This window comes from Streptomyces sp. NPDC002055 (genome assembly GCF_040296705.1).
Taxonomy (GTDB): Bacteria; Actinomycetota; Actinomycetes; order Streptomycetales; family Streptomycetaceae; genus Streptomyces.
This window is the reverse complement of the sequence record NZ_JBEOXS010000054.1, coordinates 38,631-48,898: the sequence shown is the minus strand read 5'-3', so window position 1 is coordinate 48,898 and position 10,268 is coordinate 38,631. Positions and strand designations below refer to the sequence as shown.

Here is a 10,268-nt window from a genome sequence, read left to right as displayed (position 1 = left end):
GTTCCGCGCCGGTTCCCTGGTGCAGTGGCCCTCCGGGGTGGACCCGTGGGTCTCCGGCGCCGTGCGGCTCGGTTCCCAACCGGTCGGACAGGCGCAGAGCAGCGCACCGAGGGACAACGCCAGCGCCTGTCCGCGACAGGAGGAGCTTGCCGTCCTCGCAGAACCGGGCCGGGGCGTCGTCAGTGGTCGCCGGTAGGTTCTGACGGAGAAGAACGGATCACACCCCGGAGGTTGTTGACGTGACCGACATGCTGCCCGAGTCCTGGCGCGGCGTCCTCGGCGAGGAGCTGGACCGGCCCTACTTCACCGAGCTCCTCGACTTCGTCGAGAAGGAGCGGGCGAACGGTCCGGTCCACCCGCCGCGCGCCGAGGTCTTCGCGGCGCTGGAGGCCACCCCGTTCGACCGGGTGAAGGTCCTCATCCTCGGGCAGGACCCGTACCACGGCGAGGGCCAGGGGCACGGTCTGTGCTTCTCGGTGCGGCCCGGGGTGAAGACCCCGCCCTCCCTGCGGAACATCTACAAGGAGATGCAGCAGGACCTCGGCCACCCGGTCCCCGACAACGGCTATCTGATGCCCTGGGCCGAGCAGGGCGTCCTGCTGCTCAACGCGGTGCTGACGGTCCGCTCGGGAGAGGCGAACTCGCACAAGGGCAAGGGCTGGGAGAAGTTCACGGACGCGGTGATCCGCGCCGTCTCGTCCCGGCCGGACCCGGCGGTCTTCGTCCTCTGGGGGAACTACGCCAAGAAGAAGCTCCCGCTGATCGACACCGAGCGGCACACGGTCGTCGAGGGCGCCCACCCCTCCCCGCTCTCGGCGAAGAAGTTCTTCGGCAGCCGCCCGTTCTCGCAGATCGACGCGGCGATCGCCGCGCAGGGCCACGAGCCGGTCGACTGGCGGATCCCGGACCTCGGCTGACGCGCTGCCCCGCCGGAGCGGCCGGGGCCCCGGTGACCGGGTGGGCCCGTCCGACGGGCCCGCCCGCCCCCGCCCCGGGCGGGCGGTCACCGGCCTGGCAGCGCTCCACGGGCGGGCGGGGCCCGGCCCTGAGAGTGTGGGGGCGGCGGCCGGGTGCGGCGGCCGGCGCCGTCCCGCTGCGGCTGCCGCCAGAGCGCGGGAGGTCAGATGGTCCGTGAGCAGCAGGGGGAGGTGTCCGAGGACGCCGTCATGACGAGGATCGGGCAGACGGTCATGCTCCACCGCGCGGGCGACCGCGAGGAGGCGAGGAACCGCTTCGCCCAGCTGTGGGCGGAGATCGGCGAGGCCGGCGATCCGCTGCACCGCTGCACGCTGGCCCACTACATGGCCGACACCCAGGACGATCCCGCGGACGAGCTGGTCTGGGACGTCCGGGCGCTGCGGGCGGCCGACAGTCACGCCGGCTCCCGGTCCCCGTCCGCCTCCCGTACCGCCGTCGCCGTCCGTGCCTTCTATCCGTCGATCCACCTGAACCTGGCCGCGGACTATGTGAAGCTGCGCCGGCCCGAGGCCGCACGCCGGGCGCTCCGCCGGGCACGGGAGAGCGCCCGGGTGCTCGGCGACGACGAGTACGGCGACGGCGTCCGGGCGGCCATCGCGCGGCTGGAGCTACGGCTCGGCGGCTCCACCGGCGACCCGGCGCCGCCCGGCGGTCATTTGCCGTAGACCCTGCGGCAGATCCGGGCCTCCGGGCTGCCCGGGCGCCACTTGCCGTACGTCTCGCCGAGGTCGCACACGTTGGCGGTGCGCGCCGGAGCGGGGATGCGGGTGTACCGGGGCGGCCTGGCGGGTGCCACGGGACCGGCGTCCCGCTGCCGGGGAACGGCGGGCCGCTGCCGGACGTCGGGCCCCGGCCGCTCGGCACGCGGCACCGCGGCGGGCGGCTGAGTGCGCGGCGGGGGAGTGCGGAGCTTGCCGGTGGTGTGCCGGGTCGCCTCGGGCCGGATGCGCTCGATGCGGTCGATCGAGCGGGGCTCGGCGATCTGTGGCGCGGCGGACTCCGAGGCGGGCGACGGAACGGGCGGTTCCTTCACCGGATGCTGCCGGGGGACGGTGACACAGCCCGCGAGGACCGGGGAGGCGAGCAGGACCACTGCTGCGGTGAATCGGTGCACCCGGGGCATTTTGCTGCTCCCGGGTGCCGTTGGACAGCGATTCGCCCTCCGACTGGTCCGTTGGGGTGACGGGATCACGTTCCGGTGGAACCGTCGATCCGCTCGCGGATGAGGTCGGCGTGGCCGTTGTGGCGGGCGTACTCCTCGATCATGTGGACGTAGATCCAGCGCAGGGAGAAGCGCTCTCCGCTGTGGTGCTCCCCGGCCCCGATGTCGTCCAGCCCGCGGCCGGCGGCGGCCTCGCGGGCGCGTCCCATCTCCCGCTGCCAGACCTCCTGGGCCTCCTCCCAGCTGTCGTCCGGGGTGAGCAGGAGGTCGCGGTCCTGCTCCTCGTCGGTCCAGTACAGCGGCTGCGCCGCGCCGTCCTCCCCGGCCAGGATGTTGCGGAACCAGTGCCGTTCGACGTCCGCCATGTGCCGGACCAGGCCCATCAGGGAGAGGATCGACGGCGGTGCGGAGGCCTCGCGCAGCTGCTTCTCGTCCAGGCCCGCACACTTGGCGGCGAGCGTCTCGCGGTGGAACTCCAACCAGCTCTCCAGCATGGTGCGTTCGTCGGCAACGGTGGGGGGCTCGGTGCGTTCAGCAGTCGTCATGCGGGTCATCATGTCCGGGCGCCGGGGAGCGTGCCAGGGAGTTTCCCGCCCCGGTGCCCGGCGGTCCCTGCGCACCGTCCACGGCATCGCCTGCCGGCGGCCGCCGCCGCCCCACGTATGCTGCCGTCGGCGGGACGACACCGCCGGCGGGGACCCTGCACGGAACCGAGGTGAGCACAGGTGAAGGTCGGCTGCATCGGACTCGGCGACATCGCCCGGAAGGCGTATCTGCCGGTCCTCGGAGCCCAGCCCGGCCTGGAGCTCCATCTGCAGAGCCGCACCCCGGCCACGCTGGAGCGGCTCGGAGCCGCCCACCGCATCCCCGGGGACCGGCTCCACCGCGACCTCGACGGGCTCCTCGCGGCCCGCCCCGACGCCGCGTTCGTGCACGCCCCGACCGCCGTCCACGCGGAGATCGTCGGCAGGCTGCTGGAGGCCGGTGTGCCCACCTACGTGGACAAGCCCCTCGCCTACCACTACGCCGACAGCGAGCGGATCGTCCGGCTCGCCCAGGAGCGCGGCGTCGGCCTGGCCGTCGGCTTCAACCGCCGCTACGCCCCCGGCTACGCCCAGTGCCGGGACCACCCGCGGGATCTCGTCCTCATGCAGAAGAACCGGGTGGGGCTCGCCGAGGACCCGCGCACCGCGGTCCTCGACGACTTCATCCATGTCGTGGACACCCTCCGCTTCCTGCTGCCCGCTCCCGCCGAGTACATCGACGTGCGTGCCCGGGTGCGGGACGGCCTGCTGCACCACGTCGTGCTCCAGATGTCCGGCGCGGACTGCACCGCCATCGGCACCATGAACCGGATGAGCGGATCGGCCGAGGAGATCCTGGAGGTCTCCGGGCAGGACACCAAACGGGAGGTCCGCAACCTCGCCGAGGTCATCGACCACAAGGGCCAGCCGAGCATCCGCCGCCGCGGCGACTGGGTGCCGGTGGCCCGGCAGCGCGGCATCGAACAGGCCGTCCTGGCCTTCCTCGACGCCGTCCGCACCGGGGCGCCGCTCACCGCCGAGGACGCGCTGCGGACCCATGAGCTGTGCGAGCGGGTGGTGAGCCGGGCCCTGGAGCAGGCCTCCTGACCGAGCGTGCCACCTCGGCGGCGCCGTACAGCACGAGCGCCGCCACCGAGCCGTACACCACCCAGTCACCGAACCGGACGTACGGACTCTGGCCGGTGGCCAGCGGCACGTCGTACACCGCCGCGGTGCTGCTGTCGGTGCCCAGCCGGCCGCCCACCGGCTCACCGCGGGGGCCGTGCACCGCGCTCACTCCGGTCAGGGTCGCGTGCACCATCGGGCGCCAGGTCTCCGCCGCCCGCAGCGCGGCCAGGGAGGCGTGCTGCTCCGGTGCCCAGCTGTGCTGGAAGGTGGAGGTCGAGGACTGGGCCGTCAGCACCGCCGCACCGTCCTTCACCAGATGCCGGCTCATGTCGGGGAACGCCGTCTCGAAGCAGATCAGCGGCCCGATCCGCAGCCCCGGGGCGCCGGGCACCGTCATCACGACCGGAGCCGTGCCCCGGCGGCGGTCCTCGTCCGCGGCCTTGCCGACCGAGGTGGCCCAGCCCAGCAGCGACCGGGCGGGTATGTACTCGCCGAACGGCACCAGGCGCATCTTGTCGTACCGCCCGCCGTCCGGCCCGGCCGGACCGACCAGCACCGAACTCTTGTAGATGCCCGGCCGGTCCGAGCGGGGCGCGTCCACGTTCACCAAAAGCGCGGCCCCGGTCTCGCGTGCGAGGGCCGTGAGCCGTCGCTGCAGGTCGGGGCGGTCGGCCAGGTCGGTGCCGACACTGCTCTCGCCCCACACGATCAGGTCCGCGTCACGGACGGCCGGCTTCCGGGTCAGCGCCTCCTCTCGGTCGAAGCGGGCGTCCGGGCTGCCGACCCCGTCCACCACCCCGGGCTGCACCAGCGCGATCCGCACACTGCCCGTGCGGTCCGGCAGCGGCGCCCAGGCCCACGCCGCCCCGGCGGCCGCCGCGCAGACCGCCACCCCGGCCACCGCGGCCCGCCGGGCGGCGGGCAGTGCGATCAGCAGGGTGAGGGCCGTGTTCACCGCCACGATCAGGAAGCTCACCAGCCACACCCCGCCCAGCGAGGCGAGCCGCAGGGCCACGGGCACCTGCCACTGGCTGGCGCCGAGCAGACCCCACGGCCCGCCCAGGTTCTCCCAGGAGCGGACCAGCTCCACCATCAGCCAGCCGGACGGCACCAGCACCAGCGCCGCGCTCGCCCGCCATCGCCCGGGCGCGCCGCCCAGCAGCCGCCGGACGAGCAGCCCCCAGGGCAGCCACAGCGCGCCGAGCAGCAGCGCCACCACCAGGGTGAAGACATGCAGGCTCGGGAGCAGCCAGTGGTGCACCGCCAGCATGAAGCCGGCCCCGCCCAGCCAGCCGTCGAACGCCGCACGGCGGCCGGTCGGAGCGGAGCGGATCAGCAGCAGCCACGGAACCAGGGCGACCGGGGCGAGCCACCACAGGGCCGGCTCGGGGAAGGTCAGCGCGGGCAGGGCTCCCGCCACGGCCGCGATCGCGCCGCGCTGCCACGGCGAGGCCGGAGCCCGCCGCCACCGGTCGACCGACACGCGCATGCCGTGACTCCCTCGTGCTGGCCGTACTCCCTCGTGCTGGCCGTCAGTCCTGCGGCCCTGTGTTCGACCAGTGTGCGCGAGTACGACGATCAGCGACAGACGGCCGGGTCGCGGCGGGGCTCCGTGCGGCCGTCCCTGGGGGTGGACGGCGGAGCTGAGCAGCGGGCCGCGGCCCCGGACCGCCCGGCCGGTGCCGGGCGACACCGGCCGGGGCCTGCGTGCCGTCGGTCCCCGCGGTGCGGCGGGCCGTGCCGCGCGGCCCGCGGCCGGGTGTCCGCGCTCGTACGGCCCGCGGATCGCGGCCGAGGCCCCGCCGGGTGCCTACCGCCCCCGGGGCAGAACCGCGGAGAGGACCCCGGGCAGCGGATACCAGTCGCTGGTCGCGAAGCTGGCGTGGTCGGCCGCGAGCTCCGCGACGCGGGCCCGCGCCTGGGCCTCCGTGGGCCGCACCGCGTCGATCGCGGGCGCGACACCGTGCGCCCCGGACATGGTCACCAGATAGTGGTTCCGGTCGTACCAGGCGGTGTCGATGCCGGAGTCCGTCACGTACGACGAGGCGTCGCCGTCGAAGGTGACGAACCACGGGCGGATGGTCGTGTCCTTGTACCGGGTCCGCGGGTCACCGGCGGCGGCGTGGTGGACGGCCGGGAACGCGGTGGCGCGGGAGAAGGTCCCGGCGGCGGCCAGGTCCCGCAGGTGCTCCGCGTACTCGCGGTCGGTCCACAGCGAGTCGAACGGATTCTTCTCCTCGACGGTGCCGGGGATCAGCTCTATGAGGAACTTGCCCGCCAGTTCGGACCGGGACGGCCAGCCCTCGGCCCGTACCGCCTGATCGAGGGTGGCGTGCCGGCCGAGCAGACCGGCGGGCCGGTACAGCGCGTCCCCGAGCTTCGCGGAGACCAGCGCGTCGAACTCGGCGGGGCCCTTGCCGCGTTTGCTGTTGAAACCGTCCTTCATCTCGATCTTCAGCATGACCGGCCGGTGGCCGGGGTGCGCGTCGTGCCAGGCCTTCATGTCGGCCAGGCAGCCGTCCAGGCTCTGGTTGCGCGACTTGGTGCGCAGTTCGGCCGCGGACCCGGCGTTCTCGCAATTGTTGTCGTTGCCCACCGGGTTCTGGTGCGAGACCCGCCACTTCTTGCTCAGCCCGTTCGTCCACACGTCGAACTCCAGCAGCCCGGCCCCGGAGTCCAACGCATCGGCGAGGTAGGGGTACTTGTCCTTCTCGTAGGCGTTGTGCACGCCCACCGCGGTGCCGGCGGAGTACGCCAGGTCTCCGGTGCCGGACGGCCCGGCGGCGGCCGGACCGGCCGAGGCGAGGAGACCCGCGGCCACCAGGGACGCGGTGGTGCCGGCCGTGCGAAGTGTGCGCATGCGATGCCACCTTCAGTGTGAGGGGGGTGGTGAAAGTGGCAGCAGCGTAAAGGAGTTGAGCGGTGGTCAGGAACCGTCGCGGTGCGGCCGGGAGTGCGCGGCGCCGGTGATGGTGCGAAAAACCCCTTGCTGTCCGGACCTGTTGTGACGATCATGAGCCGGTGCAAGCCGTTCACTGGACCGAAGGAGCCGAGCCCCGGTCCGCCTGCTGGCGGTCGGCGGCCGGAGCGCCCCCGCCGCGGCGGGTGACCGTCGCGGACGACCGGATGCGGGCCGCGCTCGCCCACCGGCTGGCCTGCGAGGGCACCGCCCTGCTGTGGCGTGGGGACTTCCACAACGCGCGGCAGCTGCTGCGCGCGATGGGGCGCCGCATGGAGTCCCGGGGGCGCCGCGCCGCGGCTTTCCCGCCGGACCTCCCCTCCGCCGAGGCCTTCCGCCGGCACCGTCAGGAGCAGTCCCGGCGGGCGCGCGTCCTCGGCATGCTCCTGGTGCCGCTGGACCCCGGCTACGACATCCCGCTGCGCCGGGCGCCCGACGTGCGGCGGGCGTGTGCCGAGGCGTACGGGGAGCCGGGCGCCGGCCCGTCGGTGGTGCCGCTGCGCGAACTGCTCGGGCTGATCGGGGCCCACGAGTGGCGCCGCCGGGGCGTGGACGTTCCGGCGCTGGGCGACCGCGTCCACCCGCACCACGGGGTGTTCTCGCCGGTGCGCGGCGAATACGTACGGCTGGTGGCCGAAGCGCCGTTACCCGCGCGCACCCGGGCCTTCGACATCGGCACCGGGACGGGCGTGCTGGCCGCGGTGCTCGCCCGCCGCGGGGTGGAGCGGGTCGTCGCGACGGACCGGGACCCGCGCGCCCTGGACTGCGCGCGCGAGAACCTGGCCCGGCTGGGCTGCGCGGACCGCACCGAGGTGCTGGCGGCGGATCTCTTCCCGCCCGGCCGGGCCCCGCTCGTCGTCTGCAACCCGCCGTGGCTGCCCGCCCGGCCCGCCACCCCGCTCGAACACGCCGTCTACGACCCCGGGAGCCGGATGCTGCGCGGCTTTCTGAACGGGCTGACGGCGCACCTGGAGCCGGGCGGCGAGGGCTGGCTGATCATCTCGGACCTCGCCGAGCACCTGGGGCTGCGGTCCCGCGGCGAACTGCTCGACGCCGTCCACGGCGCGGGCCTCGCGGTGGCGGGCCGCCTGGACACCCGCCCCGTCCACCGGCGGGCGGCCGACCCCACGGACCCGCTGCACGCGGCGCGCGCGGCGGAGGTGACGTCGCTCTGGCGGCTCGTCGCCCGGTAGGGCCTGTCCGGCACATCCCGCCGGGCCGGGCTCCGCCCGTCCGCTACGGCCGCGGGTCCTCCCGCGGCGGGCTGTCGTCGTTGGCCCGCCGGAGGGTGCGCAGCGGAGCGCCGGGCCGCCACACCTGCACGACCAGCTCCTCGCCGTCGACGAAGGTCCGCACCACTTCGGTGAGGTCCGCCCGGAAGAGGTGGAACGGCCCGGGCGGCACCTCCACCTTCTCGGTGAAGCGGACCTTCACCTCGGGATCCGTCACCTCGACGGCGCGGCCCCCGACCCGTACGTCACCACCGCCCATCGAGGTGTCCGGCCCGGGGTTCGCCATCACCGCGAACCGCGGATCGCGCCGCAGGTCGAGGGCCTTGCGCGAGTCCGGCATCATGCCGAGCCACATCCCGCCGAAGCGGAATTCCACTTCGGTGCCGGAGGTGCGGGGGGACCCGTCCCGGCGCACGGTGGCCAGGACATGGTGCTTGTGCTGCTGGAAGCGGGTACGGACGGTCTCGGCGAAGCCGGGCTCCGCCGCCTGGAAGTCGGTCCAATCGGTTGCCATGGCTCCAGGATTGCCGGGATACCGGACATCCTCTGTCGTTGATTCCCGGCGAGTCCTCCGGGGCTCCGGACGACTCCTCCGCGGCTCCGGACGAGCGCTCCCGCGGGGCCGGAGGCTCCCGGGCCGGGTGGACGGATCCCCTCGTACCGCGGAAGGTGCACCGGAACGCCCGCACGCTCGGGGAGCGCCGGAAAACAGTCGCTTTCCCGCATGTGAGCGACCATGCTGGGCCATATGCTGATCAGAGAAGCAACCCCGGAGGACTGGCCCGCGATCTGGGCGTTCCTCCGGCCCATCGTCGCCGCCGGGGACACCTACACCTGGCCCCGGGACGTGAGCGAGGAGCAGGCCCGGGAGATGTGGTGCCTGGCCCCGCCGAGCCGCACGGTGGTCGCCGTCGACCCCGACGGCACCGTCCTCGGCTCGGCCAAGATGAACCCCAACCACATGGGCCCCGCGTCGCACGTCGCGAGCGCGAGTTTCATGGTCGCCCCGGGACACGCCGGACGCGGCGTGGGGCGGGCGCTGGGGGAGTACGTCCTGGACTGGGCGCGGGCGGAGGGCTACCGCTCGATGCAGTTCAACGCGGTGGTGGAGACCAACACCCGGGCGGTCGCGCTGTGGCGCTCCCTCGGCTTCGAGGTGGTGGGCACCCTGCCGGAGGCCTTCCGGCACCCGGAGAAGGGTTACGTGGGCCTGCACGTCATGTACCGCATGCTCTGACCTGCTGTACTGCCGTGTGCCGCCCCTTCCGATCACCCGGCGCGGGGCCGGAGGACGCCGCCGCACGGCTCTCCGCGGCCCGTCCCGGCGTCCCGGCGGCGGGGCCGGGTGACGGCGGGGAAAGGAAGGGCCCGAGGCCGTGCGGACGCCGGCCGAGGGCCCGTGCCCCGGGGCAGCGGGCCCGGGGCACGCCATCGGTTGACACGGTTCCGCGGGTGAGCACACGATCGGAAGAGACCCGGGAGCAGGGCCGCCGGGCCCCGGCAGGCCTGTACGGGAACCCCTCGCCCGCAGCAGGGGAGTGGGCATCCGCGGATCCGGGCCCGAGGCGTTCCGCCACGGCGGGGCGGGCCTTTCCAGAGGAGTGATGGCGATGACCACCCTGCAGCATTCCGCCCACGTCAGCGTCCACCTCACCGACTGCGCTCCCGAGGACGCGGACCTGGTCTTCGACGCCCTGCGGGCGGCCTTCCCGGCGCCCATGGACCGGGAGGCCGAGGAGCACTGCGTGAAGAGCCACACGCGGGCCAACCCGATGGTGTGGATCGGCACCTTCGACGTACGCCGCCACGGCGAGCCGGGTCCCCCGCCGGCGCTGCGCGGCGCGGTCACCGCCGACCTCTTCGGCAGCGAACGGGCCGTGCACGACATCGTCGAGTCCCTGGGCAGGGCGTTCGGAGTGACCGAGGAAGGCCACACCGTCCCCGGCGACCAGGAGGTGCAGCTGCGGCTCGAACTCCGCGGCACCACCCGGCCGGAACCGCACACGGTCGCCGGCTGAGCGGACGGCGGCTCCGGGACCGGGACAGCGCCTCGCCCGCGGGGCCGCGCCGGCTGCCCGGAGCAGTTCCTCCTCCCGCCGATGGGCCTCGGACGCGCTGCCCGGTTTGTCAGGGCAACTGGAGGTAGGGGCTGCGCGGAATCGATGCGTCCATGGGTGCCCCGCCGCCGTTCGGCGGCTGCCACCGGGCGCCGCCGCATGTGCCGTGGCAGTTTGACGGCATGAAGGTGCTGCAGTCATGCCGTCGTTACCCCGGCAGACGCGGCC

Annotated in this window: 12 protein-coding genes; 7 read left to right on the top strand and 5 right to left on the bottom strand. The window is 74.2% G+C overall.

The window, feature by feature from the left end:
- The 3 genes from ABT112_RS27260 to ABT112_RS27250 all read left to right on the top strand — a co-directional run.
- On the top strand, positions 1 to 196 hold a 196-nt coding region (locus ABT112_RS27260), incomplete at its 5' end, for a hypothetical protein (protein WP_351513937.1).
- Between the two features lie 52 nt (positions 197 to 248).
- A complete protein-coding gene (ung, locus tag ABT112_RS27255; RefSeq protein ID WP_351513944.1) occupies positions 249 to 917 on the top strand; it encodes a uracil-DNA glycosylase in 669 nt (222 codons plus the stop codon).
- A gap of 207 nt (positions 918 to 1,124) precedes the next feature.
- A complete protein-coding gene (locus ABT112_RS27250) occupies positions 1,125 to 1,643 on the top strand; it encodes a hypothetical protein (RefSeq protein WP_351513935.1) in 519 nt (172 codons plus the stop codon).
- Here ABT112_RS27250 and ABT112_RS27245 read toward each other — a convergent pair.
- Complete coding sequence (locus ABT112_RS27245) at positions 1,631 to 2,092, bottom strand: hypothetical protein (RefSeq protein ID WP_351513934.1); 462 nt, start codon at positions 2,090 to 2,092, stop codon at positions 1,631 to 1,633. The two genes, ABT112_RS27250 and ABT112_RS27245, sit on opposite strands and share 13 nt — an antisense overlap.
- Before the next feature lie 74 nt (positions 2,093 to 2,166).
- Positions 2,167 to 2,685 (bottom strand): DinB family protein, encoded by a 519-nt coding sequence (locus ABT112_RS27240; protein ID WP_502975461.1) that lies wholly within the window; start codon positions 2,683 to 2,685, stop codon positions 2,167 to 2,169.
- A 180-nt stretch (positions 2,686 to 2,865) separates the two neighbouring features.
- Here ABT112_RS27240 and ABT112_RS27235 point away from each other — a divergent pair, with 180 nt between their 5' ends.
- Entirely contained in the window at positions 2,866 to 3,771 is a 906-nt protein-coding gene (locus ABT112_RS27235) for a Gfo/Idh/MocA family protein (RefSeq protein WP_351513932.1), read from the top strand.
- Here ABT112_RS27235 and lnt read toward each other — a convergent pair.
- Positions 3,695 to 5,281 carry an apolipoprotein N-acyltransferase gene (gene lnt / locus ABT112_RS27230; protein WP_351513931.1) on the bottom strand — a complete coding sequence of 529 codons (1,587 nt, stop codon included), beginning with the start codon at positions 5,279 to 5,281 and terminating at the stop codon, positions 3,695 to 3,697. The two genes, ABT112_RS27235 and lnt, sit on opposite strands and share 77 nt — an antisense overlap.
- A gap of 321 nt (positions 5,282 to 5,602) precedes the next feature.
- Positions 5,603 to 6,652, bottom strand: coding sequence for a phosphatidylinositol-specific phospholipase C domain-containing protein (locus ABT112_RS27225; protein WP_351513929.1), 1,050 nt, complete (start codon positions 6,650 to 6,652; stop codon positions 5,603 to 5,605).
- Positions 6,653 to 6,813: 161 nt separating this feature from the next.
- On the opposite strand from ABT112_RS27225, the gene ABT112_RS27220 reads away from it, so the two are divergent.
- Positions 6,814 to 7,944 (top strand): methyltransferase, encoded by a 1,131-nt coding sequence (locus ABT112_RS27220; RefSeq protein WP_351513927.1) that lies wholly within the window; start codon positions 6,814 to 6,816, stop codon positions 7,942 to 7,944.
- A gap of 43 nt (positions 7,945 to 7,987) precedes the next feature.
- On the opposite strand, the gene ABT112_RS27215 is transcribed toward ABT112_RS27220, so the two are convergent.
- On the bottom strand, positions 7,988 to 8,497 hold the full coding sequence (locus ABT112_RS27215; RefSeq protein ID WP_351513925.1) for a pyridoxamine 5'-phosphate oxidase family protein: 510 nt from the start codon (positions 8,495 to 8,497) through the stop codon (positions 7,988 to 7,990).
- A 234-nt stretch (positions 8,498 to 8,731) separates the two neighbouring features.
- Between ABT112_RS27215 and ABT112_RS27210 the strand changes: the two genes are divergently transcribed.
- Both ABT112_RS27210 and ABT112_RS27205 read left to right on the top strand, forming a co-directional pair.
- The gene (locus tag ABT112_RS27210; RefSeq protein ID WP_351513923.1) at positions 8,732 to 9,220 is read left to right on the top strand and encodes a GNAT family N-acetyltransferase; all 489 of its coding nucleotides are present in this window, start codon (positions 8,732 to 8,734) and stop codon (positions 9,218 to 9,220) included.
- A 373-nt stretch (positions 9,221 to 9,593) separates the two neighbouring features.
- On the top strand, positions 9,594 to 10,001 hold the full coding sequence (locus ABT112_RS27205) for a hypothetical protein (protein WP_351513922.1): 408 nt from the start codon (positions 9,594 to 9,596) through the stop codon (positions 9,999 to 10,001).
- Positions 10,002 to 10,268 lie beyond the last annotated feature (267 nt).

Coding starts and splice junctions, on each gene's coding strand:
- ung (WP_351513944.1), top strand. CDS start 249: ATGCTGCCCGAGTCCTGGCGCGGCGTCCTCGGCGAGGAGCTGGACCGG.
- ABT112_RS27250 (WP_351513935.1), top strand. CDS start 1,125: ATGGTCCGTGAGCAGCAGGGGGAGGTGTCCGAGGACGCCGTCATGACG.
- ABT112_RS27240 (WP_502975461.1), bottom strand. CDS start 2,685: ATGACGACTGCTGAACGCACCGAGCCCCCCACCGTTGCCGACGAACGC.
- lnt (WP_351513931.1), bottom strand. CDS start 5,281: ATGCGCGTGTCGGTCGACCGGTGGCGGCGGGCTCCGGCCTCGCCGTGG.
- ABT112_RS27225 (WP_351513929.1), bottom strand. CDS start 6,652: ATGCGCACACTTCGCACGGCCGGCACCACCGCGTCCCTGGTGGCCGCG.
- ABT112_RS27215 (WP_351513925.1), bottom strand. CDS start 8,497: ATGGCAACCGATTGGACCGACTTCCAGGCGGCGGAGCCCGGCTTCGCC.
- ABT112_RS27210 (WP_351513923.1), top strand. CDS start 8,732: ATGCTGATCAGAGAAGCAACCCCGGAGGACTGGCCCGCGATCTGGGCG.
- ABT112_RS27205 (WP_351513922.1), top strand. CDS start 9,594: ATGACCACCCTGCAGCATTCCGCCCACGTCAGCGTCCACCTCACCGAC.